A 21,166-nucleotide genomic window follows, 5' to 3' on the forward strand; every position below is an offset into this window, starting at 1 on the left:
CATCGCTAGGTTCCTTTTTCATCTAATGCGTCGTTTTTTGATCGAGATAAGTTCAGTTGTAACCCGAGCAGTGTCAGCACCGCAGCGAGTATCCAAGCGGGGCCACTACCGGTGCGTGTGAAAGGAGTTAGGCCCTGCATCGGGGTCACCTCGCCAGTTAAACTGGCCGGTTCAAACTGTGGGGCACGGGCTGTGACGTGGCCTTGTGAATCGATGATGGCCGTCACGCCATTACTGGTAGCTCGAAGTAGGTGACGACCATTTTCTAAGGCACGTAGACGCGCCATTTGAAGATGTTGGTGTGGGCCAATGGAGCGCCCAAACCACGTATCGTTGGAAACCGTTAATAGCAGCTCGGCATTACGCGCCTGTTGGGCGACATGGTCGGCAAAAATGATTTCGTAACAAATGGCATTGCCAATGGTGGCTCCAGCCACGTGTAACGGAGCCTGTTCGCCTGTCCCTGGGGTCAGGCGAGGTACTGGCAAGTCGAAAAAAGCAAGGGTGCCAGCGAGGAGACTTTGGAATGGCAAATACTCGCCAAAGGGCACCAAGTGCGCCTTCTGGTATTCGCCCTGCACATCATTTAGCCCTATGACGCTGTTATAAGAGCGCCCTTCACTGTCGCGTTGCAAAATGCCGGTCAACAAGGCGGTGTCAGGCCCCAGGTCGGACGCTACTTGCTCAAGTATTTGCTGTGCTTCCTGCTCAAGCATGGGAAGGGCTGCCTCGGGCCAAACGATGAGATCGATATCCCTTGCTTGCTCCCGTGTCATCGCCGTGTAGATACTGATCGCCTCGCGCTGCCCTTGGGCAGTCCACTTAATGCGCTGGTCAAGATTCCCTTGCAGCAATGCCACCCGGATGGGCTTGCCAGCCGGGGTTGTCCATTGGGCGGGCAATAGGAATGGAACGATCCACAAGGCGGCCATTGGGACAAGGAAACCCCAGCGGCGACGCAGTACCTCTACCCCTAACGTACCTGTCAGCGCGGTCATGAGTGACAGCAAGTACACACCACCAACGGGCGCCCATGGGGCTAGTGGAGAATCTACCTGAGAGGTGCCCAGCAATAACCAGGGAAAGCCGGTGAGCAACCAGGTGCGTAGCCATTCGCTCACCACCCACATACCGGCAAAGCTAAGACAGGCTAACCGTGGCCCCGTGATGCGCCGATAGAGCCCAAAGGGGATTGCAAAGAAGAGCGCCAGGGCGCTGACAAAAAGAGTGGTGAGGAGCATCGCCACCAAGGCCCCGGTGCCACTGAAATCGTGAATAGCAACGAAGACCCATGATGTGCCAGAACCGAACAGGCCTACCCCATAGCACCACCCACGCAGGGTGGCCATGGCGGGCGTTAGCGACTGTATCTTCCAATAGACCAGTGCCACGGCCACTGGGCCAAGCCACCATAGGGAAAAGGGGGCGGCACTCAAGGTGGTCATTACCCCAGCGGCGAGCGCTACAACGCAATCGACTATTGGTGAGGAGCGCCCAGCAAAAAGCGTATATTCTTTATCTTTATCGACCACATCCATAGCGTTACTCAGAGCGCTTAAAAGCAGGACTTTCACGCCATAACGCCACTGCGAACATCAATACACCTGCAAACAGAGCGATATCGGCCATGTTAAAGGCGGGCCAATGCCATTCGCCCCAGTAAATGTCCAGATAGTCGACGACGTACCCTCGCGCTAAGCGATCAACAGTATTACCGAGCGCGCCGCCAAGAATCAGGCTGTACGCACAGGCCTCCAAGCGCGACAGGGGTTTGCATAGCTGCACAACCAATACGACGACCACCACCAACGCTAAACCAAGAAAGAGGTAGCGCTGCCAACCCCCTGCTTCTGCGAGAAAGCTGAAAGCGGCTCCTGTGTTCCCGGTATAAACCCAGTTAAAAAACGGCGTTAGCGGAATGACTTGGCCAAACGACATCTGGGCGTGCACGATTTCTTTGACCAGTTGATCGGCTAGAGCCAATACGCAAGCAAATGTGAACCATGGCCAACGTCGTGAAGGGCTATCGTTTGGCGCTGTTCTCATGACGTTGTTTTTCCTTGTGACAGGCCTGTCATTGCGGTACTGGGCGAAAAGCGGTAACCCAGCAGTCGCATGGCGTTCAACGTCACCAGGACGGTAGCACCGGTATCGGCCATCACCGCAATCCACATGCCGGTAATACCCAGCGCCGTTGTAACTAGGAAAATGGCTTTTAAGCCAAGGGCGAGAACAACGTTGGTTTTCACATTGCGCAGTGTGGCACGAGAGAGGTCTATCAGCTCAGCGATGCCGGTAACGCGGTTCTTGAGCAAGGCTGCATCGGCGGTTTCCAACGCCACATCCGTGCCGCCCCCCATCGCGATACCCACATCGGCTGCCGCGAGTGCCGGTGCATCGTTGATGCCATCGCCTACTTTACCGATGGGGCCACGGCCAGCCGCTTGCCAGTCTCGAACATACGCTGCCTTGTCTTCAGGCATTAGTTCGCCGTACGCTTCAATGCCTAAGCGACCCCCCGTGGCAGCGACGGTGCGGGCATTATCACCGCTGAGCATGACCGCCTGTACGCCCAAACGGGATAGCGCCGCTAGGCCTTCAATGGCATCTTCGCGTGGCTCATCGCGAACCGCGATCAAGCCCAGTAAACGCTCGCCTTCGACGAGGAGAGCGAGGCTCTTACCGGCTTCTTCTAACGCGACAATCCGAGCACTGAGACTTTCCTCAAGGATGACTTTCTCGTGAAGGTGACGAGGCGTCATTAAGCTCAGCTCGCGACCCTCCACCTGGCCGGAAACACCGCGCCCCGCCAGAGCGCGGCCGCCGGTGACGGTGGGGAGGTTGATGCCCGACTGTCGGGCATGCTCAACGATAGCCGTGGCGATAGGGTGACTGGAATCCCGCTCTATTGCGGCGGCGAGCCGCAATACGCTGTTATCGTCTTCCTCAGCAATCCAAGACTCCACATCTGTGACTCTTGGGGTACCCGCAGTGAGGGTGCCCGTTTTATCTAATGCCACCAAGCGAAGCTTACCTAACTGTTCAAGAACGGCTCCCCCTTTGATCAGTAGTCCGCGCCGAGCTCCCGCCGAGAGACCGGCGGCGATGGCGGCTGGGGTGGAAATGACTAACGCGCAGGGGCATGCGATTAACAGCAATGCTAACGCACGGTAAATCGACTCCGACCATGCCATGGTCGATACCAGCGGTGGCACTATCGCCATCAGTAGGGCGAGTAAGACGACGGCGGGCATATAGTAATACGCAAAACGATCAATAAAGCGTGCTATCGGTGCCTTGGCGGCCTGTGCTTCTTCAACCAGACGAATAACGCGTGCGATCGTATTGTCATCAGCGCCTCGTGTTACCTCCACCTCCAGGGCGGCATCAAGATTCACTGTGCCAGCAAAAATGTCATCACCAGGCGCTCGCGAACGGGGTATGGACTCGCCGTTTACCGGCGACTCGTCAATGTCGGAGGTGCCCACCAGGATGCGTCCATCGCAGGGTACGCGATCACCGGGCCGCACCAGCACACGCTGCCCGGGTTTAAGTGACTCCGCCGAGACGTCACGCAGATGGCCATTGTCCATCAGCCTCGCCGTTGAGGGTGTTAAATTTGCCAAGGCTGAGATACTGCGGCGCGCTCGTGAAGCAGCTACCCCTTCGAGTAGCTCACCTACGGCGAACAAGAACACGACCATCGCAGCTTCAGCGGCAGCATTGATGGCCAATGCGCCAAGCGCAGCGATGCACATCAGCATCTCTATGGTAAAGGGATTGCGCATTTTGAGGGCGCCCCAGGCACTCTGCGCAATGGGTATTAAGCCGACTAGCGTGGCCAAAATGAAAGGCATATTACCCAGCGCAGGCCATGCTAAACGAAGCGCGAAGGCTACGATCAGCAAATTGCCTGTGATAATGACCAAGCGCCCTTTAGCGGTTTGCCACCAAGAGGATGAAGCACCAGGTGCGCGTGTTTGGCCATCATGGGAAGCCACTTGATAGCCTAGTTCGTTCAGGATGCCCTCAATGGTCTTTCGCGAGGGGGCCCCGTGATCGTGGTGGTGAATCTTCACTGATCCCGTGACCGAGCTTGCCGTGACTTCCTCAATGCCTTCCAGTCGCTCTAGCGCCGATACAACCTTGCGCTCACAACCGCCGCAGTCCATGCCTTCAACACGCAGCGTCAAGGTGGTAGGCGCTGTTGTCGGCGTTGATGTTTTCATGGTGCCTCTCCTGCCAATGGGCTATGGTTTTTAAGTGTAAACCTTGTAGCAACTACAGCTTCAAGCCCTGCCTAAGGAGTTTTACCATGTCGATGATCGGCCAAAGTATCAGCATTGGTGAGTTAGCACGACGAGCCGATTGCAAACCTGAAACGGTTCGCTATTACGAGCGTATTGGGCTGTTGCGCGATGCGACACGAACCGGTGGGGGGCAGCGCCGCTATGGAGACGACGCTGTGCGGCGCTTGACCTTTATTCGTCATGCCCGTGACTTTGGCTTTTCGGTGGAGTCAGTGCGAGAGCTTTTGGCCATGTCAGATCAACCTGATATGCCTTGCCAAGAAGTCGATGCCATCGCCACGCATCACCTAAAGAAAGTGGAGTCCCGCCTTCAACGACTGTCCATACTGCGTGAGGAGCTTCAACGGATGGTCACGCAGTGTGCCGGTGGTAAAGTGGAAAGCTGCCGAATCATTGAGGTCATCAGTGATCATCAACTCTGTATCACTGAAAAATCGCACGGAGGGGCTCTCGACTTGGGTTAGCACTAACGCTACGCCCCACGCCCAATGGTCAGCCCAGCGAAACATCCAAAAACAGCATGAGTACCAATCCGATGGAGAGGCCCAGCGTGGCCTTTTTTTGGTGCCCGCTTCGATGAGTTTCGGGAATAATCTCATGACTGATCACATACAACATCGCCCCCGCTGCAAAGGCCAACCCCCAGGGCAGTAGCGCTTGTGACATGCTGATGACTCCAGCGCCTAATAAGCCACCCAACGGCTCAACAAGCCCCGTAAGGGCGGCAATCGTCCATGACCGCCAACGTGAATAGCCCACGCCTAGCAGTGATACTGCTACGGCCAGTCCTTCTGGGGCATTCTGAAGTCCAATGCCAATCGCTAGTGGAATGCCTCCTTCGCTTCCCCCTGCGCCGAAGGCCACGCCAACGGCTAGCCCTTCTGGCAGGTTGTGTATCGTAATGGCAATAATAAACAACCAGATACGACGTAGTGAGGCAGCCTCTGGCCCTTCTCGCCCCTGTTCGAAGTGCTCATGAGGTAAGAGTTCGTTCAGTAGTGCGACCATTCCAATCCCTAGCAAGATGGCCGCACAGGCAATGGCAGCAGGTACCACGCTACCTCCGTAACGCAGCTCCGAGGCTTCTAAGGAGGGTATGATCAGTGAGAAGAAAGAGGCCGCTAGCATGACGCCAGCGGCGAACCCCAACGCTAAATCGCGAACACCACGATTCGGTCTTTTGGTAAACAAGATAGGAAGCGCCCCGACAGCCGTCATCAAGCCCGCGGCAAGGCTTCCCAATACCCCCATTGTGACGAGAGAAACCTCTTCCATACCGATTACCTGTCTTGTGGTAGATGAGTGATCACAGCGCTAGGGTTCCATAACGAGGCAAGCACACGTTCACGTTACTAACAATCCATGCAACGTTGCTAAGCACGGGTGGTTACGGCTCGTTAAACGAGATCAAGTCATAAATGGACGCCGTGCCGATAGCTTGTTCCAAGCGATCTCTTGCCTCGTAAAGTGACGCTTGATATTCACCTTGAGTCGGCTGCTCACCCAACATGATGCGTTGACCTTGACCAAGGGGATCAACAGGCTGGTTATTGACTCTCACTTCGTAATGCAGGTTGGGGCCCGTGGCGACCCCGGAGGAACCTACCTCTCCGAGCGACTCTCCCGCATTGACTAAATCCCCAACCACTAGCTGTGGGGAGAATCGGCTAAGGTGTGTGTAGCGACTAATGGCCCCTGTGTCGTGCTCCACCTCGATCACCTGCCCATATCCCCCTTGGCGACCCATAAAGAATACGCGCCCAGGTGCGGTGGCAATGACCGGCGTTCCTGTCGGCGCAGCCAAGTCAATTCCATTATGAGGACGCATCCCTCCATACACAGGATGTCGCCGATTCCCAAAGCGAGACGTTAAGCGGGCACTAAGCACGGGCAACCGCAACGTGCCTAGCAGGGTGTCGCTTTTGAAAAGAGCTACGTCCCCCTTTTGGGTGACCGGCCATATGACCTCCAAGGGCTCTGCCTGATCAGGCAGAGCGGCATAACTGAGGCGTGGTGGCCCAACACGGGCGCCGTCCTGGCGTCGATCTTCCTCCCACACTAATTGAATACGTTCACTGCCAGAAAACTCCAGCGGCGCTGCGATAAACTCGCTGAGCAGTGTTTCCAGTTTAGTGGCGAAACGCGTTGGGACACCTTCTGCTGCCAAGGCCTCGTAGAGGGTGGTATCAATGACGACATCACGCCCAAAGGTTAGGGTATCAACGCTATCGAGCGGTAATGTGCCTTCTTGCTCGCTAGCCGCCTGTAACTTGACAGGGCTAAGTTCAGACGGAGGCAATGACAGATGCGTTTGCCAATTGGCTTCGGCTAGCAAGGGGTAAAAGCCCACAAAGCCTAGTAACCACCAGCGCTGCATCACTGGCCATCCTCTTCCCCAGAGATCTCCGCTACTTCACTCTCAACGGCATCAATCAGCTCTTGCATACCAAAGGGGTCTAAAGGCTCGCCATTGACAAAAAAGGTAGGTGTTTGGCGAATCTGATTGGCTCTGACATCCGCCATGTCTTGGTCAATCACCGCCTGCACCTCAGCAGAAGTCAGTTGCTCTTCGGCAGCCGCTAAATCAAGGCCTCCTTGGCTCGCGATATCGAGGATAGCGGATTCATCAAAACTGCCATGTGAAGCCCATTGATCCTGGCGAGCCAGCAGCCTCTCCAGTACCGGTTCAAAGACGCCCTGACGACGAGCAACTTCTAATACCCGAATGGCCTTATCAGATACGTCGCCGTGGAAAGGAGTGTAGCGCACGATGAGCCGCACTTTTTCTGGGTAGGTTTCCAGAATACTTTTTGTCAGGGGATAGAAAGCACGGCAGGCTTCGCAAGCCGGATCGAAGAATTCCACAATCGTCACCGGCGCGTCTTCTCGTCCCAAGATGGGGGAGTGTGAGCGCACCAAGGAGTCCTCTGCCTGGACACTGCTCTCCTTTGCTGCCTGAGCTTGCATATCTAAGAGGGCAGGTTTCGATACGGCGACGATCGCAGCGGTCAGCATTAACGTACCGGCCAATATAAAAGACGCTTTTTTGAACATGTTTCTCTCTCTTTCTCAACGATGGGGTGGAAAAGTAGGGTTGAAAAATAAGCCAATCGCTATGGGAGTAAGCCGCTCGCTACCTACCTGAGCCGGGAGTCGGCCTCGGTCTATCACTCGTGCCCATATAGATTGGCATTTTGATGCGCGTGGTCACTATGCTCAAACTCTAGGCTGGAATGAGCAATACTGAAGCGCATTTTAAGCTGCTCCTTGATCTCTGCTTTGACGGATTCAAGCTGCTGCCAGCCGGTTTCTGTCAGAACCACGTGGCAGTCAAGGGCTGCCATGTTTTCCTGCATCTGCCATAGATGCACATGGTGAATATCCTGGACTCCCTCGATATCTCGTACGGTCTCAACGACTGCCTGCCCGTCAATGTCCGGGGGAGATCCCAGCATTAGCGTACGGATAGGGCCGCCAATTTCAGAGAAGGCTAGGTAAAGAATATATAGCGCAATCCCTATCGTGATCGCGGGGTCCACCCAGCGCATGTCGTACAGTAAAATAAGCGAACCACCGATAATCACGGCGATGGAGGCAAACGCATCCGATAAGTTATGCAGAAAAAGGGCGCGGATATTGACACTCTCTTTTTGCATTGACCACGTGAGCATGGCGGTAAGGGCATCGACGACGAGCGCGACGCCACCAATAATCACGATCGTCCATCCCTCTATCTCAGGGGGATCGACCATCCGCATAGCGCCTTCGTAAATCAGGTAGACACCGACAATAATGAGGGTGGTGTAATTGATGAGTGCTGCCACTATCTCGATGCGGCCATAGCCAAAGGTCATATGCGCATCGGCAGGCCGTCTGGCGATTTTACGAGCAGCAAAGGCAATGACTAATGCTGCCATGTCAGAAAAGTTATGTAACGCATCAGCGATCAGCGATAGGCTCCCCGCCATAATGCCACCGACGATTTGAGCGATGGTTAAGAGCCCATTGGCCCAAATGGAGATGCTGACGCGCCGGTCGCCAGAGGCAGGATCAATGTGGGGATGATCATGATGATGTCCCATCTGTTACCTTCTCTCGAATTATCTGTTCTTGGTACTATAAAACCTCTAGCAACTAAAGCTTCAACCCTTGAGCATTATCTATTTGCATCGCTGGATTGGGAAGCACGTCCCTAGCTACCAAGGAGCCTTTGTGTGCTGGGCCGAAGGTGATCATGTTTTAGGTGCGGGGCTCAATCCACTTCAACCGGTAACGTCCAATCCACCATGGGTAGATTCATTTATTTTGTCGAGGCGCACCTTGTCTGGTTTGTAATCGTCGTCGCGGGGGGAGGCTTACTCTTTCCGGCCACCGGAATAATGCTTAAGTTCGCGATTGGGCCATTACTGGCATTACTGATGTTGATTATCAGCCTCACATTCGATGCGCATGCAGTGCGCATCGTGTTCCGAAAGCCGTCACGGCAGTTGTTGGCATTGGGGCTGGTCTATGGGCCTATGTCGATTGCCGGGTGGCTAACGGGCCGTCTATTTTTTGGAAGCGGCCCGCTGGCTGCTGGCCAAACCTTGCTCGGCACGCTGCCGACAGATGTGTCTTCTCCTCTTTTGGTACTGATGGCGAAAGGCAATGTGGCGCTTGCCGCTGTTTTCAACGCAGTCAACACCGCGTTATGTCCGTTTATTGTTCCCTTCCTGTTTTTATGGCTCACCGGCCTTCAGTTAGACGTGCCGCTTGGATCAATTATTCTTGAATTAACACTAATCGTGCTTCTTCCTACCGTGATTGGGGTCAGCTTGCGTACAAGGTTCTCGGCTTTCTTTGCACGGCATGATTCAGCGTATGCAGGGATAGGGTCGATTCTGTATCTGCTGATCCTACTCGCCGTGGTCGGGCCGAATGCCACCACGATCATTGGCTATGGCTGGTATGCGTTTGTGATTGCGGGCGCGGCCCTGTGCCTCAATTTGATTGGGTACCTGGTAGGTATGTCCTCACGGTTACTCACCTCTGATCGCAAAGAGGTGATTACCTATCTTTTCACGGTCAGTAAAAAGGAATTCAGCATCGCTGCAGCGTTTGTCGCTGCTTCTGGCTTGCCATCAGAGATCGCAATTCCAGCCGCTTTTTTTGCCGTGATTCAAATGATCACTTCGCCCATCGCAGCGAAGATCCTCGCCCGCCACTGAAGGGATGGCCGTATCGGCTCTTCGTCAGAAGAGCAACCTGCACACGGGGTGTACAGGTTGCTCTTACCGACAAAACAGACACCGCTACTCATAAAGGTGGCAAATAGTACCTATGCTAAGTCACTGCGACCAATACTGACCTTGCTAAAAGCATTTAACACAGAGGCTTCGCAGGGTATCTGTTCCTTTTTGGATTTAGGGTGCTTGAACGTATCGGCGAATCCTGGGCAGTGACCAACTAGTTTTTGGACAACACCTTCTACGTGCCGCACGTTAGACAGCACTTGGCGTAACCACTGCTCGAAGCTGCCTTGGTGGCTCAGCGTGAAGACTAAACCTTTATAGGAAGGAGGCTTGGATGCCTCCTCGCTACCGCCAGCTCTGGGTTTTGGAGGGCGTCGTTGGATCTCCATGAGATAGAGCGTTTGATCTAACACATGCACCCGAACGACGAGCACCCCGCGAGGTACCTTGGTCTGAGTATCAATGTAAACCCAATTAGCGACTGACGTTTCCACCTCCTCGTCTATTTCGAAAGGTTCGAGGCTGATTAACCGAGGGTCAGGAGAAGTGCTGAATCCGTCTTCAAAGGTAAACCAGCTAACGCCACGAATCGTTGCGGGATAGGCCGATTGTAAATAGAGAAGCGCATTCCACATATCACGTAGAAAGCCCTGTGATTCCAGTGTAATAGGAGCATGAATAGACGCTTGTCCCACTCCCTTCCCTGACCCATGTGGCTCCCCAGTGGAGAAAATGGTTTCGTCACCCGGAACGGGGACGCCTCGTGTATCGGGCACGTTTTTTCGGGTATATCGTTTATCCAAGACGGCGCGAGGCTTACCTAAAATAACGAATTCGTCCTCAGTAAGGTCTAGCCAGGAAGAACCATGGTCGGGCTCGTCATCATCCGTCAGGTCAATGACATCGGGGATGTCTTGAAGCTGATGATAGGGGAACTGAGAGGGGGCATCGTCGCCATCGGTGGCTGGTACTGTCGTTGATTTCTCTCTTTCACGGTGGATCGTGGCACCATCGGGCTGCGTACAGCCTAATATCTGCAAGCCTAGGAATGTGTTGCCACCATCAATTGGAACGCCAGAAACAGAGATTTCCCCGCTGCCTTGAAACCATGGAGTGACTTTTAAAAGCATCTTATCTTGGGGGAAGCTGGCTTCAGTCTGCGCATAAATATCTCTGGCAGCTTGTTCGGCATAGGGGTCGTACAGCATGTGCGCGAGCAAAATCGCATCGTGCCTATGAACACGATATGTAAATCTGACAGGCCAGGTACCTGGCGATGGGGGCGCATTAAGCGGTCGATAAAGCCGTTCTTTGACCTCCTCCCAACAGTAAGTGGCGAGCACACGCTTGATTTCAGATGATCGACCGTAAACGCGTGCAAAAAATTCGGTGCAAGGGATGAGCAGATGTTTGCCATCTGGGAGGTCAAATTCAATCAGGTACGATTTGTGTTTTCTGTCCAGCGGTAAATAGCTTGCCTCATGAAAGGAGGTATAGAGGCTGCGCCCTGCTTTGTGCAAGTCGTCTAAGGAGACAATCCGCCAGCCGCCCGGAGAGAACGAAACAGGGAATGTTTTCTCCTCAAATGCGATGCGGGAGTTGCTCACGCCCTTTTCCCAGACGGAGCCGATTCTCAATAGTCCGACATGCGTTAAGACCGTCGTTCGCTTAATCACGTCTCCTAATTTGTTCTCCTGATCAATAGGTCTTAAAAATACATAAATTTTAGGGACGCTTTGTGAGCGGATATTTTTGAAGATAGGCCCGTACCACCAAACGACCAAGCGCTCAGTTTCGTCTTTAAGGGTGCCATCTTGAAAGCTAAAGGTTCTGGATTGTTTGAGAGAAACGGTCACAAGGGCGTGCTCTATGTAAACTCAACATAGAGATTGTCGCAGCAATTATTGTTTAGTCGCAACAATTGTTGAAAATGACAGCCGCCACCTACCAGGGCGGCGCCGCTGGCACTGTGATGGGGCTGTCGAAATGGCCTTCTTCCCCAGTCCGCTTCCAGCGGTAACCCGCAAACCGAGCGCACAGCAGCGACTGCCAGAGCATCCTCCTCAGAGAGCGGCGGCAGAATGCCCGGCAGGCGGCTGGCCAGCATGGTTTTGCCGGTGCCAGGAGGGCCTGCAAACAACAGGTTATGCCCCCCGGCCGCCGCGACTTCCAGCGCACGGCGAGCCTGCTGTTGGCCGCGCACATCGGCAAGGTCATCCACCGGGGCGGTGGTTTTCACCGAAGCGCTGAGCTTGTGCGGGGGTATCTTCTCTTGAGCGAGTAAGTGCGCCACTACCTGCCAGAGAGTATCGGCAGGCAGCACCGGCAAATCGCCTGCCAGGGCGGCTTCATCGGCGCAGTCGCGGGGAATGATCAGTGCTTTTTTCGCCCGCCGGGTGGCCAGGGCAAAGGGCAGTATGCCCGGCACCGCGCGCAGCTTGCCATCCAGGGCCAGCTCACCAGCGCACTCCATACCTTCCAGCGCTTCCACGGGAATTTGCCCGGAGGCGGCGAGGATACCTAGGGCAATGGGCAGATCAAAACGGCCACCCTCCTTAGGTAGATCGGCGGGGGCGAGGTTTAAGGTAATACGGCGGGTATTAGGAAAATCAAAGCCTGCATTAACCAGTGCACTGCGCACCCGTTCGCGGCTCTCTTTTACCGCCGTTTCCGGCAAGCCCACTAGCGTTAGGCCCGGCAAGCCGTTGGCCAGATGTACCTCAACATGCACCGCCGGTGCATCTAAACCTACGCCTGCGCGCGTGGCTACGATGGCTAGCGTCATCGCACTCCCTCGCTGTCGTTTGCTAAGAGCTTTAGCCCCAATGTAAGCGAACTCTACTTTACTTTAAATGCTTAACCTATCGTAATTAAGAACGCTTTGGTAGCGCTCAAGTGACCGATTTAAAGAAGCGGAGGCAGCTTGACGAGGTAATGCGCTTGCATTAACTTTGTATGCATTACCTTTGCATTGCTATCAGGCGGGGAGCGACAGTGAGCACGCTTATCGAAGACGATTCAACTCTGACAGATCGCTATCAAACGACTGTTCCGGCATCGATTCGCCGGGCGCTAAAGCTGAAACGCCGAGACCGTATCCATTATACCGTGCGTCCAGATGGTGAAGTGGTGCTTTCCCGGGTAAGTGATGAGGTCAAACACGACCCTGTGATGGTCAACTTCCTTAATTTTCTGGAGCGCGATCTTCTGGCGCATCCAGAAAATATTCGCCCGGTGACCGCGAGTAGCTTTGCCGAGGCCGAACGCCTTACCGCAGGTATTGAGGTAGATCTCGAAGAGGCGCTGGAAGAGGATGATGACGACGAATGAAACCTCTGGAGGTTAATGGATGGACAATCTATGCCCATCCGTTGTTCTTGGAACAAGTCGAAGCACTCACCGTGAAGGTGAGACATCTTCAATCGAAAGATCCTGCCGGTTATCGCAATAAGGCGGCCACCAAGCGCCTAGCCGCGATCATGAAACTGGCCTTGAATGATATTCCGCAGGATCCATCAGGCACTCAATACCGCCAAGGAAACACCCTCGGCACAGAGCATACACACTGGCAACGAGCTAAGTTCTACCAACAGTATCGGCTGTTCTTTCGTTACGATGCTGCGAGCAAAATTATTATTTACGCGTGGGTCAACGATGACACTACAAAGCGCGCTTACGATAGTAAGCATGATGCGTACAATGTCTTTCAGAAAATGCTCAACAATGGTAATCCGCCGGACAGCTGGAAAGCCTTACAGAAAGCCTCAATGAGGGAAGTTGATCGCATCAATGTGCTCTTTGCGGCAGATGGTGACGAAAACTAATGGCAGCATGATGTGGTCGCGCTATCGTTTATTAGGCTTCAAATCCCGCTACCCACTGTCCTAATGGCTAACCGCTTGCGCTGCCTCTAGCGCCATCGTCAGCTCACGGGCAAAGCGCTGGGCGGAGGGAAGTGCGCCGAAGCTCCATACCGGCGGCAGGCGAACTATCCTGTCGTGTCTGACGCTGGGGAGCTGCTGCCACAGGCCGCTTTTTGCCAACTGCTCTTCGGCTCCGGCGGGCAGTGGGTCGATGATCACCAGCGTTGCTTCTGGGTAGCGTGCCAGCGCTTCAATCCCTACCAGCGCAAATCCCCAGGCATTCGTGGATTGATCCCAGGCATTGGGGAGGTCGAGCTGCTCCAGAACGGCGTTGTACAAACTGTTTTCCCCAAACACCCGCACGTGGCGGGCATCCATAAACTGCACCATCAGCAGCGGCGCGATTTCTGACTGAGAGAGGGGGCGGGATTCGCGCAGCGTGGCCATCAAGGCTTGGGTCTCTTCAATAAGCTGCTCGGCCTGGGGCTGGCGCTCGGTTAACTCGCCTAGCTGACGGGTCAGGGTTTGCATTTCCTGCCAGGTATCGGTGCCGGGGGAGTAGAGCGAGAACAAAGTGACCGGCGCAATTTTCTCCAAGCGTGGCGTTAAACCCGCGAACATGGGCGAAATCAGCGTCTGCTCTGGTGGCACCTGGGCTAGCAGCTCCAGGTTGGGCTGGGTGCGCAGCCCCATATCGCTAACATTATCAGGAATGCGCGGTTCGCCTACCCAGGCACGGTAGTCACTCTGCTGGGCGACGCTGCTTACAGGCGCGTCAATAGCCAGCAAGGTTTCGGCAATCGTCCAGTCCACCGTTGCCCACTGGGCCTGGGCGGTTGACAGGTGCAGCATACAAACGGCAAATAGCCCGCAGCGCGCGAGCAAAGAGAACAGGTTGGTGTGGCGCATGGTGGTGAGAGGCCATCCAGAAAATAAGGAGTGTATTTAAACGATAATATTTATTGTTTGCAAACCTCTATTCAAGCTAAAGGGCCCAGGTAAAGTGGCCTGGGCAGGTGTGTTAACAATTACTTAGCAATACTTAGTCAAGGACGTAGAGCAGAAGCTTAGAAACGGTAGTGGACGCTAGCGGTGATGCCGCGCTCGGCACCGAAGTAGCAGTACTCCAGGGAGTTGCAGGAGGCCACGTACTCTTTATCCAATAAATTGTTCACGTTTAAACGTGTTTCGACCCCTTCTACGCCGAGTTGGCTGAGGTCGTAGCCAATGGTGGCATCCACCAGAGTGTAGTCGGGCACGGTTTCGGTATTGGCCCGGTCAGCGGCGATATCCGCGTAGTGACGCACGCCGACACCCATATCCACGCCGTTTAGCCAGCCCTTGTTGGCCTCGTAGCGGCCCCAGAGCTGTACTTGGTGGCGGGGGGAGTAAATGGCGTTGTTGCCCTGGTTACCGTCGTCGCTTTTGGCGTAGGTGATGTCGGTGAAGCTATAGCCTGCCTGAACCGATAGGGTATCCGTTAGCTGGGTTTGTGCTTCCAGCTCCAACCCTTGGGATTCGATCTCCCCTACGGCTCGGTATGGGTCGGTGGGCTGCTCTTTGGTGGCGACGTTCTCCTGACCGATATGGAACAGCGCCGCGCTGTATTGGTTTTGGCTACCGTTAGGCTGGTATTTAACGCCGGTTTCCCACTGTTCGCCTTCCATGGGCTGGAGCAGATCGCCACTCTCATCCACGAAACTGGTGGGGGTGAAGGCGGTAGAGTAGCTCAGGTAGGGCGCTACGCCGTTATCGAACAGGTAGACCACCCCGGCGCGGCCACTGAACTGGGTGTCGCTAAGGGAACTGGTATCACCGCTATCGCGGTTGGCATTGTCGATATTGACCCAGTCGTAGCGGCCACCCAGGGTGAAGCGCCAGTTATCGAGGGCTATCTGGTCTTGCAGGTAAACCCCGGTCTGGTCGATCTCATGGCGTTCGCGCACCGGGGCGTAAAACTCGATGGGGTCGCTGCCATAAACCGGGTCAAACGCATTGAGCGGCGGGAAATACCCAGTGGGCCACGATACGTCGTTTTCCCGCTGCTGGTAATCCACTCCAAACAGCAGCGTGTGATCCATAAAGCCGCTGCTGAGTGTGGCTTCAAGCTGGTTATCGAGTGTCCAGGCTTCCAGAGATTCATTGCTGCCGGAGTAGTAGCGGGTGAGCTCGTCAGAGGTCGGTGACGTCCAACCAAAGCCGTAGACCTGATTGAGCACTACGTCGGAATTGAGATAGCGCATCAATTGACGGCCGGTCACCTGGTCGTTGAAGCGGTGTTCCAGGGCGTAGCCGAACATGCGTTGGGTTCGCTCGTAGGTGTCGTAATCCTCTTCACCATCAAAGAAGTTGTTGCTGATCTTGTGGCCATTATGGGCGACCACGGCCCCCTCATAGGGTACGCCGGAGTGGTAGCCGCCTTCGGGTTCATCCTGTAGGTAGGCTTCTACGGTGAGGCTGGTGTCATCGGTGATATCCCAGGTGAGCCGGGGCGCAATGGCATAGCGCTCCTCTTCTGCCGGGCCAAACTGGGTATCCGCGGCGCTGGCAATCCCGGTCAGGCGAAAGGCCACCCGCTGCTCTTCGCCAATAGGGCCGGTGAGGTCAAAAGCGGCGCTGCGCTGGTTATTATTACCCACTCGAAAACGCAGCTCACCGCCCTGTTCAAATTCTGGCCGCTTGCTGTTCAGGGCGACTACCCCGCCAGGGGAGGCGCGTCCATAGAGTACCGAGGCGGGCCCGCGCACCACTTCAATGCTTTCCAGAAACCATGGGTCAATGCGCATACTGCTATGGGAGTTGGCATCCCCCATTACTTTCAGGCCATCCAGGAAGGTATTGCTCAAGCTGCCGTCAGAAAAACCGCGCAGTACCAGGTAGTCGAAGCGATTGGAGGCGCCTACCTGATTGCTGTAAACACCTGGCGTGTAGTCGGTGGCGCGCTGCACGGTACTTACGCCGCGGTTATCCATCTGTTCGCGGGTGATCGTGGAAACGCTCTGGGGTATTTCGATCGTCGGCGTTTCCACTTTGGTGGCAGCCTGCTGGGCAGTCACCGTGACGGTGGCTAACTCGGTGCTTTCTTGAGCGTATACCGGGGAAACAGCCAGTGCCGAGAGAACGGCGACGCTAAGCGGAGAGCGTAGAAAACGGTGATGGGGGATGAGCATGGAGGCACCTGCAATAAGCATCAATTAACCAATGTGTTAATGAGAATTATTGCGCTTAATGGCTACTGAAAGGTATGCGCAATGACAAAGGGAGTATGCGTACTGCCAAAAAACGTCCAACAGAGGAACTTAGCGCTCCAAAAACAACCCTGCGGCTTTAATGGCGATGGTGTACTTCATGGGGCGCAATGCCAAAAGCGCGCTTAAAGGCGGTGGCAAAATTGGTGGCGTGGCGGTAGCCACAGGCGTGAGCGGTTTGCTGCACGCTATAACCTTTGCGTAAGTACGCTTGAGCTTGGGTCAGGCGACAACGTCGTAGGTAGTCGAATATCGAGCAGCCGTAACAGCGGTGAAACTTGGTGCGTAGGCTGCTCGGGCTCATCGCGGCATTGCGGGCCAACTGCTCAAGCCGATAATCCTGGTTGGGGGAGTGTTCGAGCTGCTGACGCAAGTGCTCCAGGCGCTGGTGGTCGCGCTGGGTTAAACCCGGTGGCAGGCTGACTGCCTTTTCTTCGTCGCTGGACTCAAGGGAGGCGGCAGGCAGCCCATGAGCTAACAACTGGAGCGCGAGCCCCTGCCATAGCAGGCGCTGCCGCTCTACTGACCAGTTCGAAGCCAGTGCTGCCTCCAGGCTATGGATAAGGAACTGCGGCACCTGCCAAGTATGCAGTACGGGCGCTGCCGGAGGGGCAACATTGATAGGCGAACAGCTAATGGGCGAGAAAGAGAGAGGCTCTGTGCAAGCCAGAATCGATACGTTGAGAATGCGCAATCGTTGTGGCGCGGGCTGGAAGACCTCAAGCCCGGTCTGCTCGTTGAAATGGGCACTGAAGGCGTCGCCGGCCTGCAACTGAAACGACTGGTGCCCTAGGCCGACTTGGATATGGCCCTCGAGTATCACGCTGAGAAACCACGGCGCGGCACGCCGGGAAGTGGAGGCGTAAGCGTGCAGGACATCAAGATCAGAGTGTGTCACCCGCAGCGTGGGGTCTACCTCAACGTCCATCACCCGCCCATGGGCAACACAAGGCGCTGGCTGGGAGCGGTCAGGCGCTTCGGGAAAGCGGTAGTCGATCCCGAAGCGCTGACCAATAGCCAGCAGGTCATGGGTGGTTAGTGGTACGCAAGATGGCGTTATTGAGCCGAGTGTAGCCATCCCCGTTACCTCACCCTTGAGCGGTTGTCAGCGAGTAGCGAACCAGCACTCAGTACTCCATCGACCAGTTCAGGGTGTAAGTACGCCCGCGGCCCTGGTAGTCGTAGAGGTACTCTGGGCCGTAGTAGGGCGAATAGAACATGGCGGCTCGCTGACCCCAGACGGTGGAGTACTGATCATCCAGCAGGTTCTGCACTCCCAGGCTTAAGGTGCCAAAATCGGTTTCCTGGCTGAGCGATAAGTCGAGGGTGGTATTGCCATCGATCTCGCGGTCGGCATCGTCTTTCAGGTCGAAGTTGTGGTTGGCCTGCAAGCGAGCCGAACGTACATAGTCCGTCCAGCCAATAAAGGCAGTGGCGGAAGAGAGCGATGCATAGCGGGCGTCACGCTTCTCCCACTCCCCTTGGTCGTTCTCCTGCTCGGAACGCACCAGGTGCAGGGTGCCCCCTGCCTCCAGGCCATTATCAAAGTAACGGGTCACGGCGCTTTCCAGGCCGAAGTCGCGTTTCTTCTCATCGACGACGCTGACGCTTAAATCCTCGGCGTTCTCTACCGCTTTGTCCGACCAGGCGTAGTAAAGCGCTGTTTGGGTCGTCCAGTTGCCACCCTGGTAGCGCCAGCCTAGCTCTATCTGATCCGTCTCGATGGCAGATAACGGGTTGTTATCGACACTTACGTCGGGGCTCTTGCCGTAATATTTGGCAGGATCTGGCAGTTCGAAGCCCTGGCTAAACTGCAGCCAGTTCTGGTGACCGTTGCCGTAGTCGTAGAGGGCGCTGGCATTGAAGAGCGTTGCTTCATAGTCATTCTCGCCGCCAGGAATCCCCTGGAATTCATCCACCTCGACGTCCATATGCTGCTGCCGCAACCCTGCGGAGAGCTTGAGCGCCTGGGTGGCCTGCCAGTCGCCCTGGAGGAAGCCTGAAAGCCCGTCCACTTGATAACCGGGGTAGCGAGGCTCAACCCCCGATGCCTGCTGAACCAGGCCGCCGGAAGCATCCGATATGTCGGTATCGAACAGCATCTGGCTGGCATCGAAGGTTTCACGATCCAGATCGAGGCCGTAGGTTAGCGAAACGTCATCACCCAGGCGCGATTCAAACAGCGCTTTGATGCCGCTTAAATCGGTGTTTTGTTGCGAGGCGCGAAATTGCAGGCCGTCGGCGACTGGGTAGGGAAATGCCTGGAAGCTGGACTCCTCCTCCCGGTGGAATGCCTGCAGGTAGAAGTTTTGCCCCCACAGGTTGGCGTGGTGATAGTTGACGTTGACGAGCTTACGGTCGGTTTCCGGATCGCGCTGTGAACGGTAGCCATCGCGAATTTCGGCATCGTTCAAGTTGGGCGTGGCAGCGTCGAGGTTGGGAAAGTAAACACCCCGGTCACCTTCATAGCCTGAACGGTACAGCTGGGCACCCAGTTCCAGACTCTGTTCATCGGTCAAGCGGAAAGAGAGGTTGCCCAATACATCAATGCTGCGATTATCCTGTAGGTCGGTCTGGGCGATATCGGGAAAGATTTCCTGGCCGCTGCCGTCATAGTGGCGGCCGTTGTCGCCAATGGCGGTACCCAGATAGCCTTGAACCCGCTCGTTACCACCGCTGATGGATTGTGCGAGGCGTCGATCTATGTCATCGCTGTTGTTGAAGCCGGTGGTGATGCCTGCTTCAGTACGCCAGTTCAGGCCTTCTTCACCTTTGCGGGTAATGATATTGATCAAGCCCCCCGTAGCACCGCCGCCATACAGGCTGCTGGCGCCGGAAAGCACTTCCACGCGCTCAATATTGAAGGGATCGATGGCATCGAACTGTCGGGAAAGCCCACGGGAACTGTTCAGCGATACGCCGTCGATGAGCACCTGCACGCCCCGGCCTCGCATGTTTTGCCCATAATTGGTGCGCCCTTGAGGCGCCAGATCCAACCCCGGTACCAGATGCCCCAATGCTGTCTTTAGGTCTGCACCATTGCGGGTCTGCTGTTGCAGCATCTCTTTGTCAATTACCCATACAGCACCGGGAATTTGACTGATCTGACTAGGAGTGCGCGATCCAACGACCACCATGGTCTCGTCGGCGCTAGACGCAGTATTTTGGGCGAAAACGCCATTGGAGAAGCTCAGTAACAGGCCGGTGCCAACAAGCCCAGATATTGAAACAGACGACGGCGAAAAGAAAGGCTTTGCAAAAGGCAGCTTTGCAACAGATAGGTTTGATAGTGACAGGGCGTGCATAGTGAACAATCCGCAGACGGTAAGAAAATCAAAGGCGGAGAGTATCACCACGAAAAACAAAGTCAACGATAGTGATTCGTATTTATTTTGCGGTGCGCGCAGCAATAGCCATTTCCCTATTGCTGCTAATGAAGCTTGAACGTTAAGCGGGTTTATTCTTCTCGTCTTCTGCATCTGATTCCGGCGCATGCTGCTCTGGAACTGGTGGGGCTTCAGCTTCGAGCGGCGTGGACGTCGTTGGCGCGGAGGCATCAACGGCTGCTTCAAGGTTAGCGACTTGGCGCTCTAACGCCTCTACCCGCGAACGGGTGCGCTGCAGTACATCCATTAAAATGTCGAAATCTTCCCGTGAGACAAGCTCCAGGCGGTCGAAGGCGCCACGCACGACTTGCTGCACGCCCTTTTGAATATCTTCTGGCGCCTGGGAGGCGTTTTGTAAACGGTCACCAATCTGCTGGGCCAAGCGGCTAATACGGTCTTGAGGCGCCATCGTTCTCTCCTAGATAAACCTGCTTTAAATATTGCTTACCGGTAAGGATACGCAACAGTTGGCGAATTCGCATGTATCGCGTGCTTTTACTGCTTAACCCAGGGTGTGCATCGAAATAGAGCAGGCTACTTTTGCTTACGCTCTTTTTTGGTGCAATAGCGGTGGTGTGAGAATGGATTTGCTCAGATTTAGCGCTGAGCTGCACTTTTGATGACGGCTAATTGGCTGACTTATAAGCAAAAAAAGTCAGCTGGCACAGTATGCGCATTATCGGTTCAGGTGCTTATTCTGGCGGCTGTGCCGCTACCAATCTAGCAGGACTTATCCAGCAGGGGAGATCCGGGATGAAACTCATCACCGCTATCATCAAGCCATTTAAGCTCGACGACGTTCGTGAGGCATTGGCCGACAACGGCGTTCAGGGCATTACGGTCACTGAAGTTAAAGGTTTTGGCCGTCAGAAAGGGCATACCGAGTTGTATCGTGGCGCGGAGTACGTCGTCGACTTTCTACCCAAGGTAAAAGTGGAAGTGGCCGTAGACGACGCCCGTTTGGAGAGCGTATTGGATGCAATCTGTAGTGCGGCTAACAGCGGCAAGATCGGTGACGGCAAGGTGTTTGTGACACCGCTTGAAGACGTTATTCGGATTCGGACAGGCGAGCGCGGTGCAGACGCCGTTTAACGCTGCTTTTTCGGATCATTTCTATAGTTCAACGGG

19 protein-coding genes and 1 pseudogene are annotated in these 21,166 nt (G+C 55.1%); 6 read left to right on the plus strand and 14 right to left on the minus strand.

Going from position 1 to position 21,166, the window contains the following annotated elements:
* Window positions 1–5: 5 nt before the first annotated feature.
* The 3 genes from lnt to K7H09_RS17150 are packed head-to-tail and all read right to left on the minus strand — an operon-like array spanning window position 6 to window position 4,229.
* Window positions 6–1,538 (minus strand): apolipoprotein N-acyltransferase, encoded by a 1,533-nt coding sequence (gene lnt / locus K7H09_RS17140; RefSeq protein ID WP_027957957.1) that lies wholly within the window; start codon window positions 1,536–1,538, stop codon window positions 6–8.
* A gap of 4 nt (window positions 1,539–1,542) precedes the next feature.
* Window positions 1,543–2,046 carry a signal peptidase II gene (lspA, locus tag K7H09_RS17145; protein ID WP_027957956.1) on the minus strand — a complete coding sequence of 168 codons (504 nt, stop codon included), beginning with the start codon at window positions 2,044–2,046 and terminating at the stop codon, window positions 1,543–1,545.
* Window positions 2,043–4,229, minus strand: a complete 2,187-nt coding sequence (locus tag K7H09_RS17150; RefSeq protein WP_027957955.1) for a heavy metal translocating P-type ATPase — start codon at window positions 4,227–4,229, stop codon at window positions 2,043–2,045. Before K7H09_RS17150 ends, lspA begins: the two co-directional genes overlap by 4 nt.
* Before the next feature lie 86 nt (window positions 4,230–4,315).
* Between K7H09_RS17150 and K7H09_RS17155 the strand changes: the two genes are divergently transcribed.
* Window positions 4,316–4,774 carry a MerR family transcriptional regulator gene (locus K7H09_RS17155; protein WP_027957954.1) on the plus strand — a complete coding sequence of 153 codons (459 nt, stop codon included), beginning with the start codon at window positions 4,316–4,318 and terminating at the stop codon, window positions 4,772–4,774.
* Window positions 4,775–4,802: 28 nt separating this feature from the next.
* On the opposite strand, the gene K7H09_RS17160 is transcribed toward K7H09_RS17155, so the two are convergent.
* The 4 genes from K7H09_RS17160 to K7H09_RS17175 all read right to left on the minus strand — a co-directional run bounded on the left by K7H09_RS17160 (window position 4,803) and on the right by K7H09_RS17175 (window position 8,392).
* Complete coding sequence (locus tag K7H09_RS17160; RefSeq protein WP_016916429.1) at window positions 4,803–5,585, minus strand: ZIP family metal transporter; 783 nt, start codon at window positions 5,583–5,585, stop codon at window positions 4,803–4,805.
* A gap of 112 nt (window positions 5,586–5,697) precedes the next feature.
* Window positions 5,698–6,687 (minus strand): M23 family metallopeptidase, encoded by a 990-nt coding sequence (locus K7H09_RS17165; protein WP_016916430.1) that lies wholly within the window; start codon window positions 6,685–6,687, stop codon window positions 5,698–5,700.
* A complete protein-coding gene (locus tag K7H09_RS17170; RefSeq protein WP_016916431.1) occupies window positions 6,687–7,364 on the minus strand; it encodes a DsbA family protein in 678 nt (225 codons plus the stop codon). The genes K7H09_RS17165 and K7H09_RS17170 overlap by 1 nt, the downstream gene beginning before the upstream one ends.
* Before the next feature lie 113 nt (window positions 7,365–7,477).
* Window positions 7,478–8,392, minus strand: a complete 915-nt coding sequence (locus K7H09_RS17175) for a cation diffusion facilitator family transporter (protein ID WP_016916432.1) — start codon at window positions 8,390–8,392, stop codon at window positions 7,478–7,480.
* Window positions 8,393–8,689: 297 nt separating this feature from the next.
* On the opposite strand from K7H09_RS17175, the gene K7H09_RS17180 reads away from it, so the two are divergent.
* Window positions 8,690–9,517 carry a bile acid:sodium symporter family protein gene (locus K7H09_RS17180; RefSeq protein ID WP_230805306.1) on the plus strand — a complete coding sequence of 276 codons (828 nt, stop codon included), beginning with the start codon at window positions 8,690–8,692 and terminating at the stop codon, window positions 9,515–9,517.
* Window positions 9,518–9,627: 110 nt separating this feature from the next.
* Here the strand turns inward: K7H09_RS17180 and K7H09_RS17185 are convergent, their stop codons facing one another.
* Both K7H09_RS17185 and K7H09_RS17190 read right to left on the minus strand, forming a co-directional pair.
* A complete protein-coding gene (locus K7H09_RS17185) occupies window positions 9,628–11,397 on the minus strand; it encodes a hypothetical protein (RefSeq protein ID WP_027957951.1) in 1,770 nt (589 codons plus the stop codon).
* 80 nt (window positions 11,398–11,477) lie between these two features.
* Window positions 11,478–12,326, minus strand: a pseudogene (locus K7H09_RS17190) (YifB family Mg chelatase-like AAA ATPase); the annotation flags it as partial.
* A gap of 209 nt (window positions 12,327–12,535) precedes the next feature.
* Here K7H09_RS17190 and K7H09_RS17195 point away from each other — a divergent pair.
* Together K7H09_RS17195 and K7H09_RS17200 are read left to right on the plus strand one after the other, a co-directional pair.
* Entirely contained in the window at window positions 12,536–12,871 is a 336-nt protein-coding gene (locus K7H09_RS17195; RefSeq protein ID WP_141440366.1) for a type II toxin-antitoxin system PrlF family antitoxin, read from the plus strand.
* Window positions 12,868–13,365 (plus strand): type II toxin-antitoxin system YhaV family toxin, encoded by a 498-nt coding sequence (locus tag K7H09_RS17200; protein ID WP_141440367.1) that lies wholly within the window; start codon window positions 12,868–12,870, stop codon window positions 13,363–13,365. Before K7H09_RS17195 ends, K7H09_RS17200 begins: the two co-directional genes overlap by 4 nt.
* Window positions 13,366–13,425: 60 nt before the next feature.
* Here the strand turns inward: K7H09_RS17200 and K7H09_RS17205 are convergent, their stop codons facing one another.
* The 4 genes from K7H09_RS17205 to K7H09_RS17220 form a co-directional block, all read right to left on the minus strand.
* Window positions 13,426–14,313 (minus strand): ABC transporter substrate-binding protein, encoded by an 888-nt coding sequence (locus K7H09_RS17205; RefSeq protein WP_230805308.1) that lies wholly within the window; start codon window positions 14,311–14,313, stop codon window positions 13,426–13,428.
* Between the two features lie 158 nt (window positions 14,314–14,471).
* Complete coding sequence (locus tag K7H09_RS17210) at window positions 14,472–16,574, minus strand: TonB-dependent siderophore receptor (RefSeq protein WP_230805310.1); 2,103 nt, start codon at window positions 16,572–16,574, stop codon at window positions 14,472–14,474.
* 157 nt (window positions 16,575–16,731) lie between these two features.
* Window positions 16,732–17,730, minus strand: a complete 999-nt coding sequence (locus K7H09_RS17215; protein ID WP_174788334.1) for a helix-turn-helix transcriptional regulator — start codon at window positions 17,728–17,730, stop codon at window positions 16,732–16,734.
* 49 nt (window positions 17,731–17,779) lie between these two features.
* Window positions 17,780–19,789 carry a TonB-dependent receptor gene (locus tag K7H09_RS17220; protein WP_230805313.1) on the minus strand — a complete coding sequence of 670 codons (2,010 nt, stop codon included), beginning with the start codon at window positions 19,787–19,789 and terminating at the stop codon, window positions 17,780–17,782.
* Here K7H09_RS17220 and K7H09_RS17225 point away from each other — a divergent pair.
* A complete protein-coding gene (locus K7H09_RS17225) occupies window positions 19,767–20,096 on the plus strand; it encodes a hypothetical protein (protein ID WP_230805315.1) in 330 nt (109 codons plus the stop codon). The genes K7H09_RS17220 and K7H09_RS17225 overlap by 23 nt on opposite strands.
* A gap of 3 nt (window positions 20,097–20,099) precedes the next feature.
* On the opposite strand, the gene K7H09_RS17230 is transcribed toward K7H09_RS17225, so the two are convergent.
* Window positions 20,100–20,447: an accessory factor UbiK family protein gene (locus tag K7H09_RS17230; protein WP_022521302.1), complete on the minus strand. Its 348-nt coding sequence runs from the start codon at window positions 20,445–20,447 to the stop codon at window positions 20,100–20,102.
* A gap of 344 nt (window positions 20,448–20,791) precedes the next feature.
* Between K7H09_RS17230 and K7H09_RS17235 the strand changes: the two genes are divergently transcribed.
* Entirely contained in the window at window positions 20,792–21,130 is a 339-nt protein-coding gene (locus tag K7H09_RS17235; RefSeq protein ID WP_007112359.1) for a P-II family nitrogen regulator, read from the plus strand.
* The last annotated feature ends 36 nt before the right edge of the window (window positions 21,131–21,166 follow it).

It is taken from the genome of Halomonas sp. IOP_14, from assembly GCF_021021315.1.
Classification (GTDB): domain Bacteria; phylum Pseudomonadota; class Gammaproteobacteria; order Pseudomonadales; family Halomonadaceae; genus Vreelandella; species Vreelandella titanicae.

Excerpts from the sequence above, each read along its gene's own strand:
- lnt (WP_027957957.1), bottom strand. The coding sequence starts at position 1,538 with ATGGATGTGGTCGATAAAGATAAAGAATATACGCTTTTTGCTGGGCGC.
- lspA (WP_027957956.1), bottom strand. The coding sequence starts at position 2,046 with ATGAGAACAGCGCCAAACGATAGCCCTTCACGACGTTGGCCATGGTTC.
- K7H09_RS17150 (WP_027957955.1), bottom strand. The coding sequence starts at position 4,229 with ATGAAAACATCAACGCCGACAACAGCGCCTACCACCTTGACGCTGCGT.
- K7H09_RS17155 (WP_027957954.1), top strand. The coding sequence starts at position 4,316 with ATGTCGATGATCGGCCAAAGTATCAGCATTGGTGAGTTAGCACGACGA.
- K7H09_RS17160 (WP_016916429.1), bottom strand. The coding sequence starts at position 5,585 with ATGGAAGAGGTTTCTCTCGTCACAATGGGGGTATTGGGAAGCCTTGCC.
- K7H09_RS17165 (WP_016916430.1), bottom strand. The coding sequence starts at position 6,687 with ATGCAGCGCTGGTGGTTACTAGGCTTTGTGGGCTTTTACCCCTTGCTA.
- K7H09_RS17170 (WP_016916431.1), bottom strand. The coding sequence starts at position 7,364 with ATGTTCAAAAAAGCGTCTTTTATATTGGCCGGTACGTTAATGCTGACC.
- K7H09_RS17175 (WP_016916432.1), bottom strand. The coding sequence starts at position 8,392 with ATGGGACATCATCATGATCATCCCCACATTGATCCTGCCTCTGGCGAC.
- K7H09_RS17180 (WP_230805306.1), top strand. The coding sequence starts at position 8,690 with ATGCTTAAGTTCGCGATTGGGCCATTACTGGCATTACTGATGTTGATT.
- K7H09_RS17200 (WP_141440367.1), top strand. The coding sequence starts at position 12,868 with ATGAAACCTCTGGAGGTTAATGGATGGACAATCTATGCCCATCCGTTG.
- K7H09_RS17205 (WP_230805308.1), bottom strand. The coding sequence starts at position 14,313 with ATGCGCCACACCAACCTGTTCTCTTTGCTCGCGCGCTGCGGGCTATTT.
- K7H09_RS17210 (WP_230805310.1), bottom strand. The coding sequence starts at position 16,574 with ATGCTCATCCCCCATCACCGTTTTCTACGCTCTCCGCTTAGCGTCGCC.
- K7H09_RS17215 (WP_174788334.1), bottom strand. The coding sequence starts at position 17,730 with ATGGCTACACTCGGCTCAATAACGCCATCTTGCGTACCACTAACCACC.
- K7H09_RS17220 (WP_230805313.1), bottom strand. The coding sequence starts at position 19,789 with ATGGTGGTCGTTGGATCGCGCACTCCTAGTCAGATCAGTCAAATTCCC.
- K7H09_RS17230 (WP_022521302.1), bottom strand. The coding sequence starts at position 20,447 with ATGGCGCCTCAAGACCGTATTAGCCGCTTGGCCCAGCAGATTGGTGAC.
- K7H09_RS17235 (WP_007112359.1), top strand. The coding sequence starts at position 20,792 with ATGAAACTCATCACCGCTATCATCAAGCCATTTAAGCTCGACGACGTT.